Source organism: Pseudomonas sp. S3E12, from assembly GCF_001702295.1.
Lineage (GTDB): Bacteria > Pseudomonadota > Gammaproteobacteria > Pseudomonadales > Pseudomonadaceae > Aquipseudomonas > Aquipseudomonas marginalis.
This window is the reverse complement of record NZ_MBDT01000005.1, coordinates 112567-134321: the sequence shown is the minus strand read 5'-3', so window position 1 is coordinate 134321 and position 21755 is coordinate 112567. Positions and strand designations below refer to the sequence as shown.

22 protein-coding genes and 4 tRNA genes are annotated in these 21755 nt (G+C 60.2%); 6 read left to right on the top strand and 20 right to left on the bottom strand.

Annotated features, from left to right (window positions below):
• Positions 1 to 17: 17 nt before the first annotated feature.
• Positions 18 to 707: an energy-coupling factor ABC transporter permease gene (locus BB029_RS05415; protein WP_065938481.1), complete on the bottom strand. Its 690-nt coding sequence runs from the start codon at positions 705 to 707 to the stop codon at positions 18 to 20.
• On the bottom strand, positions 704 to 1171 hold the full coding sequence (locus BB029_RS05410) for an FAD/FMN-containing dehydrogenase (protein WP_065938480.1): 468 nt from the start codon (positions 1169 to 1171) through the stop codon (positions 704 to 706). Before BB029_RS05410 ends, BB029_RS05415 begins: the two co-directional genes overlap by 4 nt.
• 105 nt (positions 1172 to 1276) lie before the next feature.
• Here BB029_RS05410 and BB029_RS05405 point away from each other — a divergent pair, with 105 nt between their 5' ends.
• From BB029_RS05405 to BB029_RS05395, 3 genes are read left to right on the top strand one after another with little or no spacing between them, the layout of a single operon-like run.
• A complete protein-coding gene (locus BB029_RS05405) occupies positions 1277 to 1906 on the top strand; it encodes a DUF1780 domain-containing protein (RefSeq protein WP_027604891.1) in 630 nt (209 codons plus the stop codon).
• A gap of 54 nt (positions 1907 to 1960) precedes the next feature.
• Complete coding sequence (locus BB029_RS05400; RefSeq protein ID WP_016976295.1) at positions 1961 to 2134, top strand: DUF3094 family protein; 174 nt, start codon at positions 1961 to 1963, stop codon at positions 2132 to 2134.
• 60 nt (positions 2135 to 2194) lie between these two features.
• Complete coding sequence (locus BB029_RS05395) at positions 2195 to 3493, top strand: NAD(P)/FAD-dependent oxidoreductase (RefSeq protein WP_065938479.1); 1299 nt, start codon at positions 2195 to 2197, stop codon at positions 3491 to 3493.
• A 126-nt stretch (positions 3494 to 3619) separates the two neighbouring features.
• Here BB029_RS05395 and BB029_RS05390 read toward each other — a convergent pair.
• The 7 genes from BB029_RS05390 to rluD form a co-directional block, all read right to left on the bottom strand.
• A tRNA-Pro gene (locus BB029_RS05390) sits at positions 3620 to 3696 on the bottom strand.
• 94 nt (positions 3697 to 3790) lie between these two features.
• Positions 3791 to 3866, bottom strand: a tRNA-Lys gene (locus BB029_RS05385).
• A gap of 5 nt (positions 3867 to 3871) precedes the next feature.
• Positions 3872 to 3948, bottom strand: a tRNA-Pro gene (locus BB029_RS05380).
• A 9-nt stretch (positions 3949 to 3957) separates the two neighbouring features.
• Positions 3958 to 4033: transfer RNA gene (locus BB029_RS05375), tRNA-Asn, on the bottom strand.
• A 303-nt stretch (positions 4034 to 4336) separates the two neighbouring features.
• Complete coding sequence (clpB, locus tag BB029_RS05370) at positions 4337 to 6901, bottom strand: ATP-dependent chaperone ClpB (RefSeq protein WP_027606841.1); 2565 nt, start codon at positions 6899 to 6901, stop codon at positions 4337 to 4339.
• A 146-nt stretch (positions 6902 to 7047) separates the two neighbouring features.
• Positions 7048 to 7773 carry a peptidoglycan editing factor PgeF gene (gene pgeF / locus BB029_RS05365; RefSeq protein ID WP_065938478.1) on the bottom strand — a complete coding sequence of 242 codons (726 nt, stop codon included), beginning with the start codon at positions 7771 to 7773 and terminating at the stop codon, positions 7048 to 7050.
• Complete coding sequence (rluD, locus tag BB029_RS05360) at positions 7770 to 8732, bottom strand: 23S rRNA pseudouridine(1911/1915/1917) synthase RluD (RefSeq protein ID WP_032886184.1); 963 nt, start codon at positions 8730 to 8732, stop codon at positions 7770 to 7772. Before rluD ends, pgeF begins: the two co-directional genes overlap by 4 nt.
• A 149-nt stretch (positions 8733 to 8881) precedes the next feature.
• On the opposite strand from rluD, the gene BB029_RS05355 reads away from it, so the two are divergent.
• A complete protein-coding gene (locus tag BB029_RS05355) occupies positions 8882 to 9907 on the top strand; it encodes an outer membrane protein assembly factor BamD (RefSeq protein WP_065938477.1) in 1026 nt (341 codons plus the stop codon).
• 126 nt (positions 9908 to 10033) lie between these two features.
• Positions 10034 to 10267: a PP0621 family protein gene (locus tag BB029_RS05350; protein ID WP_027606845.1), complete on the top strand. Its 234-nt coding sequence runs from the start codon at positions 10034 to 10036 to the stop codon at positions 10265 to 10267.
• Here BB029_RS05350 and thiO read toward each other — a convergent pair.
• From thiO to pilV, 5 genes are all read right to left on the bottom strand, one after another.
• Complete coding sequence (gene thiO / locus BB029_RS05345) at positions 10254 to 11363, bottom strand: glycine oxidase ThiO (RefSeq protein WP_065938955.1); 1110 nt, start codon at positions 11361 to 11363, stop codon at positions 10254 to 10256. The genes BB029_RS05350 and thiO overlap by 14 nt on opposite strands.
• Positions 11364 to 11425: 62 nt before the next feature.
• Positions 11426 to 11827 carry a type IV pilin protein gene (locus BB029_RS05340; protein WP_065938476.1) on the bottom strand — a complete coding sequence of 134 codons (402 nt, stop codon included), beginning with the start codon at positions 11825 to 11827 and terminating at the stop codon, positions 11426 to 11428.
• A gap of 11 nt (positions 11828 to 11838) precedes the next feature.
• Positions 11839 to 12330 (bottom strand): PilX N-terminal domain-containing pilus assembly protein, encoded by a 492-nt coding sequence (locus BB029_RS05335; protein ID WP_371914611.1) that lies wholly within the window; start codon positions 12328 to 12330, stop codon positions 11839 to 11841.
• Positions 12331 to 12376: 46 nt separating this feature from the next.
• Positions 12377 to 13078, bottom strand: a complete 702-nt coding sequence (locus BB029_RS05330) for a prepilin-type N-terminal cleavage/methylation domain-containing protein (RefSeq protein WP_065938475.1) — start codon at positions 13076 to 13078, stop codon at positions 12377 to 12379.
• Complete coding sequence (pilV, locus tag BB029_RS05325; RefSeq protein WP_065938474.1) at positions 13075 to 13560, bottom strand: type IV pilus modification protein PilV; 486 nt, start codon at positions 13558 to 13560, stop codon at positions 13075 to 13077. The genes BB029_RS05330 and pilV overlap by 4 nt, the downstream gene beginning before the upstream one ends.
• 203 nt (positions 13561 to 13763) lie before the next feature.
• Between pilV and BB029_RS05320 the strand changes: the two genes are divergently transcribed.
• A complete protein-coding gene (locus BB029_RS05320; RefSeq protein ID WP_065938473.1) occupies positions 13764 to 14345 on the top strand; it encodes a GspH/FimT family pseudopilin in 582 nt (193 codons plus the stop codon).
• On the opposite strand, the gene ispH is transcribed toward BB029_RS05320, so the two are convergent.
• From ispH to murJ, 6 genes are all read right to left on the bottom strand, one after another.
• Complete coding sequence (ispH, locus tag BB029_RS05315) at positions 14299 to 15246, bottom strand: 4-hydroxy-3-methylbut-2-enyl diphosphate reductase (protein ID WP_065938472.1); 948 nt, start codon at positions 15244 to 15246, stop codon at positions 14299 to 14301. The genes BB029_RS05320 and ispH overlap by 47 nt on opposite strands.
• 111 nt (positions 15247 to 15357) lie before the next feature.
• Positions 15358 to 15810: an FKBP-type peptidyl-prolyl cis-trans isomerase gene (fkpB, locus tag BB029_RS05310; RefSeq protein WP_065938471.1), complete on the bottom strand. Its 453-nt coding sequence runs from the start codon at positions 15808 to 15810 to the stop codon at positions 15358 to 15360.
• A complete protein-coding gene (gene lspA, locus BB029_RS05305) occupies positions 15803 to 16315 on the bottom strand; it encodes a signal peptidase II (protein ID WP_065938470.1) in 513 nt (170 codons plus the stop codon). Before lspA ends, fkpB begins: the two co-directional genes overlap by 8 nt.
• Entirely contained in the window at positions 16308 to 19139 is a 2832-nt protein-coding gene (gene ileS, locus BB029_RS05300; RefSeq protein WP_065938469.1) for an isoleucine--tRNA ligase, read from the bottom strand. The genes lspA and ileS overlap by 8 nt, the downstream gene beginning before the upstream one ends.
• A 14-nt stretch (positions 19140 to 19153) precedes the next feature.
• Entirely contained in the window at positions 19154 to 20092 is a 939-nt protein-coding gene (gene ribF / locus BB029_RS05295) for a bifunctional riboflavin kinase/FAD synthetase (protein ID WP_065924072.1), read from the bottom strand.
• 119 nt (positions 20093 to 20211) lie between these two features.
• Complete coding sequence (gene murJ / locus BB029_RS05290; protein WP_065938468.1) at positions 20212 to 21750, bottom strand: murein biosynthesis integral membrane protein MurJ; 1539 nt, start codon at positions 21748 to 21750, stop codon at positions 20212 to 20214.
• Between the last annotated feature and the right edge of the window lie 5 nt (positions 21751 to 21755).

The window sequence follows — 21755 nt, the reverse complement described above, 5'->3', positions numbered from 1 at the left end:
GCGGGATTTGATCTGGGTCAACGCTGCGATTCGTCATCCTTCCAGGGCGCCGAGAGGTAGCGTGTGCGGTTGAATGTCTCCAGCCATTCCGGACAAAACACCACCAGGGCGCTGATCACCATGCCGTTGATAAAGGCTTCGGGGAAGATGATCAGCCACAGGTAGCCGACGAAATCCTCCAGCCATTCAGGCATGGCAAAACGACCGTCGAACCACAGCAACCCCAGCCCCAGCAGCAGGCAAAACAAGGCCGACAACGCGGCAGCAAAAAAACCGGAGCAGAAGATATACACGAAGGGATTGCGCGGCTGCGCTCGCTCGACCACAAGCGCACAGCCTTCGGTGATCAGCACCGGCAGCACGATCAGCAGCAGGCCGTTGACGCCAAGGGCTGCCAGGTCCTGGCGCCCAAGCAGCATTAACCCGAACTGGGCGGCAAAACCACCGACGATAGCCAGGGGCCAGTCCAACAGCAGGGTTACGGCGGTCATACCGATAAAGTGGTAGGACACACCAGTATCGAAATCCCGTCGTACCAGCCACAGCATGAACAGTGCGAACACCGTACCGAACAGCAAATGCTGGCGCCGCCGGTCGGCAAACAACTCGACCCAGGGCGAACGCAGGATCGCCCACAGCAGTACCGGTGCATACAACAGCCAGCCGATGCCGAGGGTTGTGGGCGCCAGCACTGCGGCACTGATCACGGCTTCACCTGCTCCAGGGCCTGGCGCAGTTCGACAGCCGTGCCGTATTCATGTTGAGAAACCAACTTACCGTTATCCAACTGCAGCCATAGCACTTTATCCGCCGCCGCGGGATAACGCGGGGCGATACGTGCGTCACGGTCCAGCATGACCCGGTAGTTGTAGGATTGCATGGCCGGTACCGCGAACAATTTGGCGATCAGTCGAGGCATGCGCTGGATGTCAGCGACGAACACGGCATGCCGCGCTTCGAGGTAGCCTGCAGGTTGGCCTTGCAGCGCAGCATCCACCTGCTTGGCCGCATCCATGCTGCGCGCCACCAACAGAATCCGTGCCTGGTTATCGAGGGTATAGGCTTGGTCGAATTGATCGAGCAAAGTCCAGGGAGCAAGGCGCTCGCCCACTTCAACAGCCTGCGCCCATACCGGTAAAACACTCAGCAACAGCACCACCAGACACTTCACCGCACGCTCCTCATAAGGGGGGAATTACGCTTGAAAGGCCAGTCTACACCCTGGCTTTTGCAGCAGGACTTCCTGCGGTCATCATTTGGACGCTAAGCTGCAGGCATGGATGACTCAGATTACTTGCGCCTGCTCACCGTAGCGGCCGAACAAGCCAATGCGTTCCTGTCCAATGCCCGCAAATGGGAGCGTGAGCGTTGGGTCTGCCAGCGCCTGTTGCAAGGCTTGAATGTGCCCTACCGCGCCGAAGAGTTTCACCCCGCCGGACAAGAACCACCCGACGTGCTGTTTCGCGATGCCAGTTTCGAGGTGTTTTTCGTACTCGATGAAGGGCGCCGCCTGAACGACGAATGGCGTGACGAGCTGTTGCGTAGACGCAGTGCATTCTCCCTGAGCCAACTGGTGCGGCGCGAAGCCAAGCCGCGGCGCATCCCCGCCCATGAATTCCTGCTGCGCCTGGCGCCCACGTTGCGCAAGAAGGCCCATAACTACAAAGAGCGCGGGATGGACCTGGGCGAATTGGATATCGTCGCGTTCACCAGCCTCAAGCGCGAAGTGCTCGACCTCAACAGCCACTTTCCCCCACCCACCGAATACTTGCGCCAGGGCTGGCGCTCGCTGTCGCTGGTGGGACCGACGTTTGCCCGGGTGCTGTTCGCCCACCCGGACGCGCCGGATTTCTTGCGCAATAACCTGGGGCGCAGCATAGTGTTCGACGTGGGCATCAGCCTCTGATCCCCTCGCTGTAACGTGGCGCCCCTTTGCAACGTCTACCTGACGAGGCCTTATATGACCAGCCGCCTGAACCCCGACGACCAACAGCATGTCGAAGAGTACCTGCAACTCTCCCAGAACCGAGTCGAGCGCAAGCCTTTCCGTCCGTGGCTGCTCCTTGGTGTGGTGCTGGTGGTGGTGATCGGGCTCGGCCTGCTGAGCCGCCTTTTGAGTTACCTGACGCTATGAGCTGCCTGGCGCTCGCGGGGGTAACTGCTCCGATTTCCTTTAGCCTTGCGAGATACCCCCATGATCCATCGTATTATTATCGTCGGCGGCGGCGCCGGCGGCCTGGAGTTGGCTACCCGCCTGGGTAAGACTCTGGGCAAGCGCGGCACCGCCAGCATCACGCTGGTGGACGCCAACCTCACCCATATCTGGAAGCCTTTGCTGCACGAAGTCGCTGCCGGCTCACTGAACTCTTCGGAAGACGAACTCAATTACGTCGCCCAGGCCAAATGGAACCACTTCGAGTTCCAATTGGGGCGCATGAGCGGGCTCGACCGCGAACAGAAGAAAATCCAGCTGGCCGCCACCCTCGACGAAGAAGGCCGCGAACTGGTGCCTGCGCGCGTGCTGGGCTATGACAGCCTGGTGATTGCGGTGGGCAGCACCACCAATGATTTCGGCACCGAGGGCGCGGCGCAGCACTGTCTGTTCCTCGATACCCGCAAGCAGGCCGAGCGTTTCCACCAACAGTTGCTCAACCACTATCTGCGCGCCCACGCCGGGCAAACCGATGTGGTGGAAAAGATCAGCGTCGCCATCGTCGGTGCGGGTGCAACGGGCGTCGAGCTGGCCGCAGAGCTGCATAACGCGGCCCACGAGCTGGCGGCGTACGGCCTGGACCGCATCAAGCCGGAAAACATGCACATTACCCTGATCGAAGCCGGCCCTCGTGTACTGCCTGCCTTGCCGGAGCGGATTGGCGGGCCTGTACATAAAACCCTGGAGAAGCTCGGGGTGACGGTGCTGACCAACTCAGCGGTCAGCGAAGTGACTGCCGACGCATTGATCACCAGCAGTGGCCAGGTGATTCCCGCCAGCCTCAAGGTGTGGGCCGCCGGGATTCGTGCACCGGCTTTCCTCAAGGACATCGATGGCCTGGAAACCAACCGCATCAATCAACTGCAAGTGCTGCCGACGCTGCAAACCACCCGTGATGAAAACATCTTCGCCTTTGGCGACTGCGCCGCGTGCCCGCAACCGGGCACCGACCGCAATGTGCCGCCACGGGCCCAGGCCGCGCACCAACAGGCCTCGCTGCTGGCCAAGTCATTGAAACTGCGTATCGAGGGCAAGGACCTGCCGGCGTACAAGTACACCGACTATGGGTCGCTGATCTCGCTGTCGCGGTTCTCGGCGGTGGGTAACCTGATGGGCAACCTGACCGGAAGCGTGATGCTGGAAGGCTGGCTGGCGCGGATGTTCTATGTGTCGCTGTACCGCATGCACCAGATGGCGCTGTATGGCTTCTTCCGCACGGCGATGCTGATGTTGGGCAGCAAGATCGGACGCGGGACTGAACCGCGCCTGAAGCTTCACTAACAACAGAGTCCCTTGCGGGACTGGCTAATGTGGGGGGGCGCTCCCTCCCACATTGGTTGTGTGTTGGATTTGAGATAATTCCAGGCAAAAAAATCCCCGTATCTTTCGATACGAGGATTTTTAATATGGTCGGGGTAAGGGGATTCGAACTCCTGACATCCTGCTCCCAAAGCAGGCGCGCTACCGGACTGCGCTATACCCCGGTAAAAAAAAGGCGACCTTTCAGTCGCCTTCTTCGATCAGCGCTTTTGGCCTCTGATCTTAAGATTCGATTCCAGCGTTAACTGGTCTCAAAAATGGTGGGTCGTGTGGGATTCGAACCTACGACCAATTGGTTAAAAGCCAACTGCTCTACCAACTGAGCTAACGACCCAAATATGGTCGGGGTAGGGGGATTCGAACTCCCGACATCCTGCTCCCAAAGCAGGCGCGCTACCGGACTGCGCTATACCCCGGTTTGAAATTGGCTCCGTGACCAGGACTCGAACCTGGGACCCAATGATTAACAGTCATTTGCTCTACCGACTGAGCTATCACGGAACTACATATTTCAAAGTACAACTTTTACTGCTGTGTAACCTTCTCTTCGACCCTGTCCGTATCGCTACGTTAGCGTCTCTGAGGCGCGCTATTCTACAATCTTAAAAACCCCTGTCAACCCTTTAAATTGCTTTTAAGACAATGATTTGCGCTTCTTTCTGATTTCTTCTTGGGGAGAAGAAACCCGTGGGCTGACGTTGCTGCGGGGCGCACTTTACAAGCCTTTGCCTTACAGTTCAACGCCCTATCGAAAAAAAAGGCCCTGGGATGCAGGGCCTTCTCTTATTGCAGTGCAATCCGGGCTCAGTGGAAGACGATTTCGTCGTTCTCCACAGTCGCCTCGACGCTGGTGCCCGGCATAAAGCTGCCCGACAGGATCAACTGCGCCAGCGGGTTCTCGATCCAGCGCTGGATCGCACGTTTCAAAGGCCGTGCGCCATACACCGGGTCGTAACCGACCGCGATCAGCTTGTCCAACGCCTCGCGGCTCAGCTCCAGCGACAACTCGCGTTCCGCCAGGCGACCGCGCAGACGCCCCAGCTGGATCTCGGTGATGCCCGCGATCTGATCCCGCGCCAATGGCTCGAAGATCACCACTTCGTCGACCCGGTTGATGAATTCCGGACGGAAGTGCGTGGTCAACGCATCCATTACAGCAGCGCGCTGGGCCTCACGATCACCTACCAGTTCCTGGATCTGCGCCGAGCCCAGGTTGGAGGTCATGACGATCACCGTGTTGCGGAAGTCCACAGTGCGCCCGTGGCTGTCCGTGAGTCGTCCATCTTCCAGCACTTGCAGCAAGATGTTGAACACGTCCGGGTGAGCCTTCTCGACCTCATCCAGCAGGATCACCGAGTAAGGCTTACGCCGCACGGCCTCGGTCAGGTAACCGCCCTCCTCGTAGCCCACATAGCCTGGTGGAGCCCCGATCAGGCGAGCCACCGAATGTTTCTCCATGAACTCGGACATGTCGATCCGTACCATGGCCTCTTCAGTATCAAAGAGGAACTCGGCCAGGGCCTTGCACAGCTCGGTCTTACCCACGCCGGTCGGGCCGAGGAACATGAACGAGCCGCTCGGACGGTTCGGGTCGGACAAGCCGGCGCGGGAACGCCGTACCGCGTTGGACACCGCCACGACCGCCTCTTCCTGGCCGATCACGCGCTGGTGCAACAGGTGCTCCATCTTCAGCAGCTTGTCACGCTCGCCTTCAAGCATTTTCGACACCGGGATGCCGGTCCACTTGGAAACGACTTCGGCGATTTCTTCCTCGGTCACCTTGCTGCGCAACAGCTGATTTTCAGCCTTACCGTGCTGGTCGACCATTTGCAGGCTGCGTTCCAGGTCCGGGATCACCCCGTACTGCAACTCGGCCATGCGGTTCAGGTCGCCTTTACGACGTGCGGCTTCCAACTCCTGGCGCGACTGCTCGATCTTTTGCTGGATCTGCGCAGAGCCCTGTACTTCGGCTTTTTCCGAGGTCCAGATTTCTTCGAGGTCCGAATACTCGCGCTCCAGGCGGACGATTTCCTCCTGGAGTTTTTCCAGGCGTTTCTTGGCCGCGTCGTCCTCTTCTTTCTTGAGGGCCTGGGATTCGACTTTCAGTTGAATCAGGCGACGATCAAGGCGGTCGAGCACTTCCGGCTTGGAGTCGATCTCCATGCGAATGCGGCTGGCCGCTTCGTCGATCAAGTCGATGGCCTTGTCCGGCAATTGACGGTCGGTAATGTAGCGATGGCTCAACTTGGCCGCCGCAATGATCGCACCGTCGGTGATCGCCACTTTATGGTGGACCTCGTAGCGCTCTTTCAGGCCCCGCAGGATCGCGATGGTGTCCTCTTCACTCGGCTCTTCCACCAGGACTTTCTGGAAACGCCGTTCAAGGGCCGCATCTTTCTCAATGTACTGGCGATATTCGTTAAGCGTGGTAGCACCGACACAATGCAACTCACCCCGCGCCAAGGCGGGCTTGAGCATGTTGCCAGCATCCATGGAGCCCTCGCCTTTACCGGCGCCGACCATGGTGTGCAGTTCGTCGATAAACAGAATGATCTGCCCTTCCTGCTTCGACAGTTCATTAAGCAGGGATTTCAGGCGCTCTTCGAATTCACCGCGGAACTTTGCACCGGCGATCAACGACCCCATATCCAGGGACAGCAGGCGCTTGCCTTTAAGGCCGTCCGGTACTTCACCATTGATGATGCGCTGGGCCAGGCCTTCGGCAATCGCGGTTTTACCCACGCCAGGTTCACCGATCAACACCGGGTTGTTCTTGGTGCGGCGCTGCAGAACCTGGATGGTGCGACGAATTTCATCGTCACGGCCGATCACCGGGTCAAGCTTGCCCTCTTCGGCACGCTTGGTCAGGTCGACGGTGTACTTGTCCAGGGCCTGGCGCGACTCCTCGTGGTTAGGGTCGTTAACCGCATCACCGCCACGCAGGTTGTTGATGGCGTTTTCCAGGGCTTTCTTGCTGACACCCTGGCCGAGTAACAACTTGCCAAGCTTGCTGTTCTCGTCCATGGCGGCGAGCAGCACCAGTTCGCTGGAGATGAACTGGTCACCCTTCTGCTGGGCCAGGCGGTCGGCCTGGTTAAGCAGGCGCGCCAGATCCTGCGACATATTCACGTCGCCGGTAGGGTTTTGGATTTTCGGCAGTTGGTCGAGCTCTTTGCTCAACTCCTTGCGCAGGCTGTTGACATCAAAGCCCACCTGCATCAGCAAGGGCTTGATAGAACCACCTTGCTGCTCCAGGAGTGCCTGCATCAAGTGCGCAGGCTCAATGGCCGGGTGGTCGAGCCCCACCGCCAAGGATTGGGAGTCCGATAAGGCCAACTGCAATTTGCTGGTTAAACGATCAATACGCATTAGTCACCTTCCTTTTGAGCAGGCCGGAGCTATAAAACATCCTGAATGAAGAAACCTGCCAGATACCCTTATAGATGGGGTGGATTCTGGAAGATTCAAGCGAGCGGCGGTTGATATGGATCAGCGTTGACCCAGATCAGCAGAGTCTAGCGCTCAAGCCAGACAAGGGAGGCAAAACGTCCGGTGCGGGGGCTGCGCCGGTACGAAAAGAAGCGTGGGTCGGTCACGGTGCAGAAGCCACCACCATAAACAGCGGTGACACCCCGCGCAGCAAGGCGCAGGCGGGCCAACTGATAGATGTCGGCCATGAATTTGCCTGGATTGAGGCTTGGTACAAAGGCTTCGGCAGTTGTCGGCAGGTGCTGCATGAAGGCTTCACGCACTTCAGGGCCAACCTCAAAGGCTTGCGGGCCAATCGCCGGGCCCAGCCATACCAGGACGTCCGAAGGCTCTGCGTCGAGGCTTTCGAAGACTGCCTCCAGCACGCCCGCCGCCAGCCCACGCCAACCGGCATGGGCCGCAGCCACACGAGTGCCGGCACGGTTGCAGAACAACGCAGGCAGGCAATCGGCGGTCATCGCGGTGCAGGCGATGCCGGGGGTGCTGCTCCAGCTACCGTCGGCTTCGGCGGTGCGGCCAGGGTCGGCCTCGACCACATCCACGCCATGGACCTGGCGCAGCCAGGCCGGCTGAATATCGAAGGCTTCGGTAAGGCGACGACGATTCTCAAGGACGGCCTCAAGGCTGTCCTCAACGTGATCGCCCAGGTTAAGGCTGTCGAACGGCGCCTGGCTGACGCCGCCCGTGCGGGTAGTCACACAGGCTTTCACCCCGACAGGCGCGGGCCAGTCAGGAATCAGCCAGTCATTCATCCGACAAACGCCTCGCGATCCTGCTTGAGCAGCGACAGCAACCAGACAAAATCGTCTGGAAGTGGTGATTCCCAGCTCATGCGCTTACCGCTCGTCGGATGGTCCAGCTCCAGGAAACGTGCATGCAACGCCTGGCGCGGGAACGTCTTGAGCGATTCGACCATGGTCTGGCTCGCCGCAGGCGGAATGCGGAAGCGGCCACCGTAGGCCGGATCGCCCACCAACGGGAAGTTGATGTGGGCCATATGCACGCGAATCTGGTGGGTACGACCGGTTTCCAGCTTGACCCGCACATGGGTGTGGGAACGGAAACGCTCGAGCACGCGGTAGTGGCTCACCGCCTGCTTGCCGCCTTCCATCACCGCCATACGCTGGCGCTGCTGGCCGTGGCGACCGATCGGGGCATTGATCTTGCCGCCCGCCACAACCACGCCGATCACGATGCATTCGTAGATACGGCTGACACTGCGGCTCTGCAATTGCGTGACCAGTTGCGTCTGCGCCTGAATGGTCTTGGCCACCACCATCAAGCCGGTGGTGTCCTTGTCCAGACGGTGCACGATGCCGCAACGCGGCACGTTGATAATGTCGGGGATGTGGTGCAGCAAGGCATTGAGCAAGGTGCCATCAGCGTGCCCGGCCGCCGGGTGAACCACCAGGCCTGCGGGTTTGTTGATGACCAGGATGTCGTCGTCCTCATAGACGATATCCAGCTCGATGTCCTGGGCAACCCATTCTCCCTGGGCTTCCTGCTCGGCAGTCAGCTCAAGAATCGCACCGCCATGGACTATGTCTCGCGGGCGGATAACCGCTCCATCCACAGTCAGGCGGCCGTCTTTGATCCAGGCGGAAAGGCGCGAGCGCGAGTGCTCAGCGAATAATTGTGCGGCGACTTGATCGAGGCGTTGGCCGCCCAATTCGGACGGCACCTCTGCGCGAAGTTCAATTTTATCGGACATGCTCAGACTAGGCGTGGCACAGCCTTTGGTTTCGGCTGCGCGCTTGTGGTTAAATACGGCGTCTTTTGCCCCGAGGCTTTCAACGGGGCGCTCATCATAACAGGACGGCCCCGCCCAAGACAGCGGCCGTCATAGGGACGCAAGCCGCCATGCAAGTGAAACACCTGCTGCTGATCGCCATCCTCGCCATGACTGCTGCTTGCTCGTCAACAAAGGAAGTCGTCGACGAAAACCTGAGCGAAGTCGAGCTGTACCAACTGGCACAGAAAGACTTGGACAATAATAGCTACACCAGCGCCACAGCGAAGCTGAAGGCCCTGGAGTCGCGCTATCCGTTCGGGCGCTACGCCGACCAGGCCCAGCTTGAGCTGATCTACGCCAACTACAAGAACGCCGAGCCGGAGGCTGCCAAGTCCGCCGCCGAGCGCTTCATCCGCCTGCACCCGCAACACCCGAACGTGGACTACGCCTACTACTTGAAGGGCCTGACCTCGTTCGACCAGGATGTCGGCCTGCTGGCGCGCTTCCTGCCGCTGGACATGACCAAGCGTGACCCGGGCGCCGCCCGTGACTCCTACAACGAGTTCGCCCAGCTGACCAGCCGCTACCCAAACAGCCGCTACGCGCCGGACGCCAAGCAGCGCATGATCTACCTGCGCAACCTACTGGCTTCCTACGAAATCCACGTGGCCCACTACTACCTGACCCGTCAGGCGTATGTAGCCGCAGCCAATCGTGGTCGCTATGTCGTGGAAAACTTCCAGGAAACCCCATCCGTGGGTGACGGCCTGGCGGTGATGACCGAGGCTTACCAGCGCCTGCACCTGGACGAGCTGGCCAGCACCAGCCTGGAGACCCTGAAGCTCAACTACCCTGATCACCCGAGCCTGAAAGACGGCCAGTTCGTGCCTCAGGTGGCCGAAGCGGACAACCGCTCGTGGCTGAGCAAGTACACCCTGGGCCTGATCGAGTCGCGTCCGCCGTTGCCGCCGGGCGAAACTCGCGCCAACCAGGACGTGATCAAGCAGTTCCAGGACGCCAAGGAAGCCATTCCTTCGGACCTCAAGCCGCACGACGAGAACGGCGACGTGATCGAAGAAGAAGAGCCGCAGGCCCTGGGCAACAACCAGGATCGTTCGTGGTTCAGCTACATGACCTTCGGTGTGTTCGACTGAGTCTGTCGACGCAACGCAAAAAAGGAGCCTTTCGGGGCTCCTTTTTTATGGGCAAGGATTATTGCGCTGTGCGCCTGCCACGTCCTTGGCTAAACTGGCGCATTCCTTATCGAGAAACCGCCCATCATGCTTCGTCTTCTGTTCTGGATTGCCGTTATTGCTGCCGCGGTATGGTTCTGGCGCAAATTCAAAAGCCCGACCGCCAGGCAGCAACGCACCAGCGAGCCCGGCGCTGCGTTGATGGTGCGCTGCGCACACTGCGGCGTGCACTTGCCACAGGATCGCGCCCTGAGTTCGCGCCAGGAGTGGTATTGCACCCAGGCGCATCTGGAGCAAGGACCGAAGTCTATCCAGCGTTGATCCGACCTTCGGGGGCATAGGGTGCCGGATCGATGATCGGCGCACGCTCCAACAGCAAATCGACAAATAACTGGCACGATGCCGGCGCCAGGACCAACCCGTTGCGGTAATGCCCACAGTTGAGCCACAGCCCGTTGAAGCCGGGTACCCGACCGATAAAGGGGATGCCCTCCGGCGAGCCGGGCCGCAAGCCGGCCCAATGCCCCACTACTTCGGCGTCGGCCAGGGCGGGAATCAGTTCCACAGCCGAGGCCTTGAGGCTTTCCAGCGCGGTGTCGGTGGGCGTCTTGTCGAACCCCTCATGCTCCAGAGTGCTGCCGATGAGGATGTGCCCGTCGCGCCGAGGGATCGCATAACGCCCTTTGGCCAGGACCATGCTCGACAGGAAGTCCGAGGGGCACTTGTACAAAATCATCTGCCCCTTGACCGGTTCCACCGGCAACGCCAAGCCCAATGTGCCGAGCAACTCGCCGCTCCACGCCCCCGCTGCGAGCACCACCTGGTCCCCCAGAATCGGCCCCTGTGCCGTATCCACGCCCACTACGTTGCCGCCATCCAGAACAAAGCCGGTCACTTCGCACTGTTCGTGAACAGTCACGGCAGGCAAGGCCAATAGCGCGGCCTTCAAAGATTTGACCAGGCGCGGGTTGCGCACGTTGGCCACGTTGGCCATATAGATCGCCTGGGAATACCCTCCACCCAAGACAGGAACCGCATCATGGGCGGCAGACACATCGACCTTGCTCAAAGGCCGCCCTTCACGAGCAGCCCAGTCCAGCGCCTCGGTTTCATCGTCCAGGTCCAGCCAGTACAACCCCGTGGTATGGACCTCCGGGTCGACACCGGTAGCGGCAAACAGCCGCTCAGCCAGTTGCGGATAAAAATCCTGGGACCAATGGGCCAGCGCCGTGACTGCTGGGCTATAGCGCCACGGATACAGTGGCGAAACAATGCCTCCGCCCGCCCATGACGACTCCTGCCCCACACCGGCACGCTCCAGCAGGATCACAGCCTGCCCCTGGGTCGCCAGATTGAACGCCGTCAACAAGCCGATGACTCCGCCACCGACAATCACCACTTGCTGTTGCTTAGCCATCATTTGATCCAGCCGATAAATAGGAATAAACGCGCCCGGCACCCAATCATCCAGCACCCTCATCACTGCCCCCAGCATGTCTGGCGCGACATTTCAGGTGCCGCCCCCGGATTGCCACGCGCACCGCTGCTTTCCAGGCTGAAGTCACCGCAAGGGTCGCCGGCCATCACAGAATCGGCGCCCGGTGTAGCAACCAGGTAGAAATCCTGAGGGTTCAACGCTGCGGTGATTCTATAGCGATCATTGCCCGTACTGACGCCGCTTGCGTCAATAAAAGTGCCGTTCCTCATATGAAACCGCTCCAGGTGCTGAGCCTGCTCGGTCAACAGCGCGACGATTTCCGCGCGATAGACCTTTTTCACATGGCCGGTGTACCCGGGGTAAGCGATTCCGGCCAGAAACGCGATGATCGCTACGGCGATCAATAGCTCGATCAGGGTAAACCCCTGGCTGTCCATGCCCATTTCATTGCTCCTTATTGAAGTTGCCGCCACGAAACCCGCCGAAATCGCGAGCCACTCTCCTCCTCCACCCGCGCATACACGCTCTCCAATACCGTGCGCGATTGGCCACTGAGCCCGACCGCTGTTATCCGGTACAACGTCGCCAGGGTTTGCGGCGGCACATGCGGCAGCCCTACACCCGGCCCCAGGGATTGAATACCGTAGAGCCCACCCTTGATGGCAACCCAGTTAACCGATGACACTGGATGGGGCCCGGCACCCACCACCGAAAACGCTTCATCCGGTGGCCCACAGGCAGCGATCGACTGACACTGCGGCAAGGCCGCGCCCTTTCGCCTCACACCTTGCTCTCCCAGCCTCAAACCACTTTCTGCGGTTTGCAGCGACTGGTTGCGGTGCCACAGGCTCCCGGTGATCTTTTGCTGGGTGACCGCCCCCTGTATCGAAGACAGGCCGATCAACGACAACAGCAACAAAAACACCAGGCTTATCAGCAGGACCATTCCCCCCTGCCGCAAAGAAACACCCTCAGCAAGCACCATGGTCGCCCTACCCCACACGGTTTCGCAGCGCCGCCACGACGCTGTAGGTTTGATCTTTTACCCGCCCCGTCGGGTCTTGCAACGTCATGCGGATGCGCACACTGCGGATCAAGGACTCATCGGTCGGGATAGCGTCATAACGCACAACCCGAACTGACGCCGGGCTGGCAGCCACGCCGAAACTGATATCGAAAGCCTTTACGTTATCCACCAACACAGCCTTGGCCGGCGCGGCAAGCGTGCTGACTTTCAACTGGCCCGCCTCGAAGGTGTAGGTCAGTTGCCGAATCGTAAAACGAATCTGCCCGGGAGCAGGCGCAGGTGAGCTGCCTGAATAGGCTTGAGCGGTAGCCGTGCAGTCGGAGAGCACCGTCCAATCAGGCCTGCCGTCGCCGACATCGGCGGTAACCAGCGTCAGCGACTTTGAACTGCCCCCGGCATTCCAGCTGACAGGCCTATCAAAGGCTGGCGGGGCGTTCTCGATAAAGGCCGTGGCCAAACAGCCAAACATGCCCGCCTGGCGAATGTCCTGGATCATCTTGCCCAGCACAAACCGCGCATCATCCTGCAGCAACATGGCCGCCTGCTGGCTGGCGTCGGTCGCTCGTGAATTGATCAGCACCTGACTCCCGCCAAGCACCAGCACCAAACCGACGGCCAGGGCCAGCAACAATTCCACCAGGCTGAAACCTCTACCCCGATGCCTCATTGCATCACCCCCGGCTCATTGTCGAGGCGACTGGTCAGGGTGAAGGTTTCCCTCGCGCCGGGGGTGTTTGCACCCCGGCTGTCATCCCAACTGATACTGACAGTCACTTCATCTGCACTGACCACCACAGAGCCTTTGCCGCTCTCCCCGGCAAAACCGCGAATATTGGCTTCAAAGTCATGCAGATCCACATCACGTACGTTGGTGGTCGCGGTACTGGCCGGCGCTCGAGTGCCACGGCGCAACGAATAGTCGGCACCGGAATTGGCACGGATTCGGTCGAGCATATCGTAGGCGATGAAACTGGCCTGGCTGGTCATCCTCGAACTGTCGGTGTACTTGAGCGCGTTGAGCTGGAGCATCACAGCGCCTAACAGCCCGACGGCGAGAATCAGCACCGCAACCAGCACTTCGATCAATGTCATGCCGATTTGGTACCGAGGAAAAATCAGGGGAAAACAGGTTTTCAGGCAAGCGGGCATTACCGTCGTCATCCATGTCGAAGGCCGAAAAAAGCAGGAAAACCCTGCTGTGCGAACCAAGACTAGCGTCAGTTTTTCGACGGTGCAGGTCACGGAACAAAGGGAAATACTTTGGACATGAAGGCCATCATTCGACACGTCGAACCGGACGCTATACCTATGTTTCAACCCGATATGTACACCCGTCCACGGAGGGACGACCTATGAAACAACGAGGTTTCACCCTGATAGAACTGCTTCTCGGATTGATCGTGAGCGGCATCCTGGCGCATCTGGCTACGCCCAATTTCATCGGCCTGCTGGAATCACAGCAGCGACAAAGCGCGGCGCAATCACTGACGAACGGATTTCGCTTTGCGCGCACTGAAGCCATCACGCGTAACCGGGCGGTAGTCATCCATGCACTGGACGATGACTGGAGCCAGGGTTGGCGGGTCGTGCTGGATGTTAGCGGGCGTGGCCATCTGGACGACGACAACCCGGTGTTACTGGAGCGCCAGGGCAGCGGTCGGGTACCGATCGTCGGGAATGGACCGGTCAAAAGCCAGGTACGCTTCAGCGGGTTGGGCGAACCGGTATTTGTTGGGGGAGGTTTTCGTGCGGGCACTGTACATATATGCGCCACGGACTCGGTGCAGAGCCTGTACCAGGTGGTGCTGGCGCCCAGTGGGCGCATCAGCCTGCGCAGCGATAGAGCCGAACAGGCGTTGTGCCGAAGTTACTCCGGCACCCTGGCATTCAGAGCAGCGAGCGAACCCGCAGCTCCTTGGGCATGGAGAAAGTGATGTTCTCTTCACGACCGGCCAACTCATCGGCGCCCGTAGCACCCCACGCATGCAACTGCTGGATGACGCCACGCACCAGGACTTCCGGGGCCGAAGCGCCCGCCGTGATACCAATACGCTCGACACCATCGAACCAGCTGCGCTGCATATCTTCAGCGCCGTCGATCAGATACGCCGGTGTCGCCATGCGTTCGGCCAATTCGCGCAGGCGGTTGGAGTTGGAGCTGTTAGGGCTGCCGACCACCAGCACTACATCGCATTCATCGGCTAACTGTTTGACTGCATCCTGGCGGTTTTGGGTGGCGTAGCAGATGTCGTCCTTGCGTGGCCCACCAATGGCGGGGAAACGGCTGCGCAGCGCGTCGATCACGCGGCTGGTGTCGTCCATGGACAAGGTGGTCTGGGTCACGAATGCCAAACGCTCTGGGTTGTGAACCTGCAAGCTGGCGACGTCTTTTTCGTCTTCCACAAGGTAGATGGCGCCACCATTGCTGCCGTCGTATTGGCCCATGGTGCCTTCGACTTCCGGGTGGCCGGCATGGCCAATCAGGATGCATTCGCGACCATCACGGCTGTAGCGCGCGACTTCGATATGTACCTTGGTGACCAGCGGACAGGTGGCGTCGAATACTTTCAGGCCACGACCGGCCGCTTCGGAACGCACGGCCTGGGAAACACCGTGGGCGCTGAAAATAACGATGACGTCATCCGGCACCTGCTCCAGTTCTTCGACAAAGATGGCGCCACGTGCGCGCAGGTCTTCGACCACGAACTTGTTATGGACGACCTCATGGCGCACATAGATCGGCGGCCCGAAGACCTCCAGGGCGCGGTTGACGATTTCGATCGCCCGGTCCACGCCGGCGCAGAAGCCACGGGGGTTGGCGAGTTTGATTTGCATGCTGTGCCTCGTGTCTGGCGCTTGGGCCGGAGTTGATGCTACTGAACTGACAATGGCGACCAAAGGCGGGAGCGGGCTTGCCCCCTCCCACATTTTAGATCGGGGCGTTGATCAAAGAGCTTTAACGTCGATGATTTCAACGTCGAACGTCAAGGTTTTACCGGCCAACGGGTGGTTGAAGTCGATAGTTACCTGCGCATCATCGAAGGTTTTGACCACACCGGGCAGCTCGGTATTCGCCGCATCATTGAAAATCACCAGCAAGCCTTCCGACAGGTCCATGTCCTGGAACTGCGAACGCGGGATGATCTGCACATTTTGCGGGTTGGGCTGGCCAAAGGCGTTTTCCGGCAGGATCTGCAGGGTGCGCTTGTCGCCGGCCTTGAAACCGAACAGTGCCGCTTCAAAACCTGGCAACAGGTTGCCGTCGCCGACCTTGAAGGTCGCCGGGGCTTTGTCGAACGTGCTGTCGACCGTGTCGCCATTCTCCAGGCGCAGTGCGAAATGCAAGGTGACTTCCGTGTTCTGGCCGATGCGTTGCCCAGCCAATACCTGATCAGTCATTGACGGTCTCTCCGGTTTTCTTACTTTTGAACATGTCCAGCGCCAGCATGATTGCACCAACGGTGATGGCGCTGTCGGCAAAATTGAACGCCGGGAAGTAATGGCGGTTCTGCCAATGCACCAGGATGAAGTCGATCACATGGCCCAGGGCTATACGGTCGTACAGGTTGCCCAGGGCGCCGCCCAACACCAGGGCCAAGGCGATGGCCAGCCAGGTGTCATCGCGCCCCAGGCGCTTGAGCCAGACCACGAGCACCGCACTGACCACTACGGCGATCAGAGCGAACAGCCAGCGCTGCCAGCCACCACCGTCAGCCAGGAAGCTGAAAGCCGCGCCGGTGTTGTAGGCCAGGGTCCAGCTGAAGTAATCCGGGATCACCACGATTTGCTGGAACATTTCCAGGGAGCCTTCGAAGTGAGCCTTGCTGACCTGGTCGATGACCAGGACCAGCACGCTCAGTACGAGCCAGCCCAGACGTCCGAAACGACTGGCTGCATCAGGCATAGTGGCGAACCTCGCCTTCACCGGAAATGTTGTCGACGCAACGACCGCAGATTTCCGGATGTTCAGGGTTCACCCCGACGTCTTCACGGCAGTGCCAGCAACGGGCGCACTTAGGGAAGGCCGACTTGACCACTTTGAGCTTGAGGCCCGGCACTTCGGTGGCCACGGCATCCGCCGGTGCCTGGGCAAACGGTGCCAGGCTCGCAGTGGAAGTGATCAACACGAAGCGCAGCTCGTTGCTCAGTTTGGTCAGGTCGGCAGTCAGGCCTTCCTCGGCAAACAGGGTGACTTCGGCCTGGAGGTTGCCACCGACGGCCTTGGCCGCACGCTGAACCTCCAGCTCCTTGTTCACCGCAACCTTGACGGCCATTACACCTTCCCAGTACTCGCGGCCCAGTTCAAAGTCGGCCGGCAGTTCGGTCAAGCCTTCGTACCAGGTATTGAGCATGACGGACTCGTTACGCTCGCCCGGCAGGTATTCCCACAGTTCGTCGGCGGTGAAGGCCAGGATCGGGGCGATCCAGCGCACCAGCGCTTCGGAGATGTGGTACAGCGCGGTCTGCGCCGAACGGCGGGCCTTGCTGTTGGCACCGGTGGTGTACTGGCGGTCCTTGATGATGTCGAGGTAGAAACCACCCAGCTCCTGCACACAGAAGTTGTGGATCTTGGAGTACACGTTCCAGAAGCGGTATTCGCCGTAGTGCTCTTGCAACTCGCGCTGCAACAACAGGGTACGGTCCACGGCCCAACGGTCCAGGGCGAGCATGTCCTCGGCCGGCAGGAGGTCGGTGGCCGGGTTGAAACCGGTCAGGTTCGACAGCAGGAAGCGCGCGGTATTACGGATACGGCGGTAGGCATCGGCGCTGCGGGCCAGGATCTGGTCCGACACGGCGATCTCGCCGGAGTAATCGGTCGACGCCACCCACAGGCGCATGATGTCGGCGCCCAAGGTGTCGTTGATCTTTTTCGGCTCGATCACGTTCTTCAGCGACTTGGACATCTTGCGGCCCGTCTCGTCGACGGTGAACCCGTGGGTCAGCAGCTCGCGGTATGGCGCGTGGTTGTCGATGGCGCAACCGGTCAGCAGCGACGAGTGGAACCAGCCCCGGTGTTGGTCGGAGCCCTCCAGGTACAGGTCGGCACGCGGGCCGGTTTCGTGACCCATCGGGTGCGAGCCGCGCAGCACGTGCCAGTGGGTGGTACCCGAGTCGAACCATACGTCGAGGGTGTCGCTGATCTTGTCGTACAGCGGCGCTTCGTCACCCAGCAACTCGGCGGCGTCCAGCTTGAACCAGGCTTCGATGCCTTCCTGTTCGACACGCTGGGCCACGACTTCCATCAGTTCGACGGTGCGTGGGTGCAGCTCACCGCTTTCCTTGTTGAGGAAGAACGGGATCGGCACACCCCAGTTGCGTTGACGGGAGATGCACCAGTCCGGACGGTTGGCGATCATCGAATGCAGGCGCGCCTGGCCCCAGGCCGGGACGAACTGGGTGTCTTCGATAGCCTTGAGCGAGCGCACACGCAGGGTGTCGCCGCTGGCTGGCTCCTTGTCCATGCCAATGAACCATTGCGCCGTGGCGCGGTAGATCAGCGGGGTCTTGTGGCGCCAGCAGTGCATGTAGCTGTGCTTGATGGTGTCGGTTTGCATCAGCGCACCGACTTCACGCAACTTGTCGATGATCGGCTGGTCGGCCTTGAAGATGAACTGGCCGCCGAAGAACTCCAGCGACGGCACATAAACGCCGTTGCTTTGCACGGGGTTGATGATCTCGTCGTTGACCATGCCGTACTTCTTGCAGATCACGAAGTCGTCCACGCCATAGGCCGGCGAGCAGTGAACCACACCGGTACCCGAACCCAGCTCGACGTAGTCAGCCAGGTACACCGGCGACAGACGATCATAGAACGGGTGACGGAAGTTGATCAGCTCCAGCGCGGAACCGGTGGTGGTGGCAATTACCGAACCTTGCAGCTCGTAGCGAGCCAGGCACGCCTCGACCATTTCCTCGGCGAGCACCAGCAGGCGATCACCGACGTCCACCAGGGCGTAGGTGAACTCCGGGTGCACGTTCAGCGCCTGGTTGGCGGGAATGGTCCACGGGGTGGTGGTCCAGATCACGATGGCCGCGGGCTTGCTCAGGCTTGCCAGACCGAACGCCTCGGCCAGCTTGGCATCGTCGGCGATCGGGAAGGCCACGTCGATGGTCGAGGACTTCTTGTCTTCGTATTCGACTTCCGCTTCAGCCAGGGCCGAGCCGCAATCGAAGCACCAGTTCACGGGCTTGAGGCCCTTGAACACGAAACCGCCCTTGACGATTTCGGCCAAGGCACGGATTTCACCGGCCTCGTTCTTGAAGTTCATGGTTTTGTACGGGTTGTCCCACTCGCCCAGCACACCCAGGCGGATGAACTCGGACTTCTGCCCTTCGATCTGCTCGGCAGCGTAGGCACGGCACAGTTCGCGGGTTTTATCCGCGCCCAGGTTCTTGCCGTAGGTCACTTCGACCTTGTGTTCGATCGGCAGGCCGTGGCAGTCCCAACCCGGGACATAAGGCGCGTCGAAACCCGCCAGCGTTTTCGAGCGCAGGATCATGTCCTTGAGAATCTTGTTCAGCGCATGACCGATGTGAATCGTGCCGTTGGCATAAGGAGGGCCGTCGTGCAGGACGAATTTCGGACGATCCTTGCCAATTTCGCGCAACTTTCCGTACAGGCCAATACTGTCCCAGCGCTGCAGGATCTGCGGTTCGCGCTGTGGCAGGCCGGCCTTCATTGGGAAGGCGGTGTCCGGAAGGTTTAGCGTGGCTTTATAGTCGGTCATTTAAGGCTCTTCGGTTAGCGATGGGCGCTAGGTGCGGCTAGTGCACGGGCGGCGGCGACATCCGCATTGATCGCCGTTTTCAACGCCTCAAGCGAGGCGAAACGCTGCTCTTCACGCAGCTTCTGGTGGAAAACCACCGTCAAACGCCGGTCATACAGATCACCGGCAAAATCCAACAGATGAACTTCCAGGTGGGCCTTGCCATCACCTGCAACCGTGGGCCTGACACCTATGTTGGCGACTCCCGGCCACGATTGACCGTCGATGTCGACGCTGACCAGGTAAACCCCGGTCAGCGGCACACGGCGGCGCTTGAGTTGCACGTTGGCAGTTGGCGTGCCCAGTTGGCGCGCCAGCTTCTGGCCGTGCAGTACCCGCCCGGCAATGCGGAACGGGCGACCGAGCAAACGCTCGGCCAAGGCGAAGTCGGCAGCGGCCAGGGCGTTACGCACCTGGGTGCTGCTCACGCGCAGGCCGTCCAGTTCGACGGTTTGCGCGGCTTCGACGGTAAAGCCCTGGGTGATACCGGCGTGTTGCAGGAACTCGAAATCCCCGACCCGATCGCAGCCAAAACGGAAGTCGTCGCCGACCTCCAAATGCTGTACGCCCAGACCGTCTACCAGTATGCGGTCGACGAACTCGGCAGCGCTGAGACTTTGCAAACGCTGGTTAAAAGCCAGGCAGAGGACGCGGTCCACGCCTTCTTCGGCCAGCAGTTGCAGCTTGTCCCGCAGACGGGCCAGACGTGCCGGTGCCGTTTCCGGGGTGAAATATTCCCGCGGCTGCGGCTCGAAAATCACCACGCAGCTGGGTACGCCCAACTCGACCGCACGCTCGCGCAGCCGGGCCAGGATAGCCTGGTGGCCACGGTGAACACCGTCAAAGTTGCCAATAGTGGCGACGCAGCCCCGATGCTCAGGGCGCAGGTTGTGGAGACCTCGAACCAGCTGCATAACGCGCTTCTTGCTCATAAAGTGGTCGATTATAACCACACCCGGCCCCGGACGACAGGCAACAGCGCAGGGCAAATGGATCGAATCGATAAAACAACCGTTTTATCGCGGCAAACTCTCTAGCTCAACGACTTGCGATTGAAATCCCGCAGGCGGAAGCCTTGCAGCAGCAACATCCCGAAGTACACCACCACGCCGGCCACGACCAGCACGCCCAGGCGCATGAAGCGCTCCAGCATATGCCCTTCATCCCAGGCTGGCATGAAGCGCATCAGGCCGAGTAATACCGCGGACATCATCGCAACCGCCACCAGCAACTTGAGGGCGAACATGCCCCAGCCAGGCTGAGGCTGGAACATCTGTTGTTTGCGCAGCTGATAAAACAGCAGGCCGGCATTGATGCACGCACCGGCACTGATGGCCAGGGCCAGGCCGGCGTGGGCCAGCGGACCAATAAACACCAGGTTGAGCAGTTGCGTGACGATCAGGGTGAAGATCGCGATCTTTACCGGCGTGCGGATGTTTTGCTGGGCATAGAAGCCAGGCGCCAGCACCTTGATCACGATAATGCCGAGCAGGCCGACGGAATAGGCCACCAGCGCATGCTGGGTCATCAACGCGTCATGGGCATCGAATTGCCCGTATTGGAACAGCGACACTGTCAGCGGCTCGGCCAGGATCCCCAACGCCAGTGCGCACGGCAGCACCAGCACGAAGCACAGGCGCAGCCCCCAATCAAGGATGCGCGAGTATTCCTGGCGATCCTTGCTGGCATAGGTGCGTGCCAGCGTCGGCAGCAAAATGGTGCCGAGGGCTACGCCCAGAACGCCGGACGGCAGCTCCATGAGGCGGTCGGCGTAATACATCCATGACACCGAGCCGGATACCAGCAGCGAGGCGAACGCGGTGTTGATGATCAGGGAAATCTGGCTCACCGACACCCCAAGGATCGCCGGCAACATATTGCGCATGACGCGCCAGACGCCGGTGTCCTTGAGGTTCAGGCGCGGTAATACGAGCATGCCGATCTTTTTCAGGTGCGGCAGCTGGTAGAGCAACTGCGCCAGGCCACCGGCCAGCACGGCCCAGCCAAGGGCCATGACCGGCGGCTCGAAGTAAGGTGTCAGGAACAGGGCAAAGATAATCATGCTGACGTTAAGCAGCGTCGGCACGAACGCCGGCACCGAGAAACGGTTCCAGGTGTTGAGGATCGCACCGGCCAGGGATGACAGTGAGATCAGCAATATATAAGGAAAGGTCACCCGCAACAGATCAGTGGTCAGCGCGAATTTTTCCGGCGTATTGGCAAAACCCGGCGCCGTGGCCCAGATCACCCAAGGCGCGGCGAGCATGCCGACGAGGGTCACCAGCATCAACACCAGGGTGAGCAGGCCCGAGACGTAGGCAATGAAGGTACGGGTCGCCTCCTCCCCCTGCTGGGTCTTGTACTCGGCCAGAATCGGCACGAACGCCTGGGAAAACGCGCCCTCGGCAAAGATCCGCCGCAGCAGGTTGGGCAGTTTGAACGCAATAAAGAACGCATCCGTGGCCATGCTGGCGCCGAAGATACGCGCCAGCAGGGTGTCACGCACAAACCCCAGAACCCGGGAGATCATCGTGATAGAGCTGACGGCGGCCAACGATTTGAGCAGATTCATTGAAA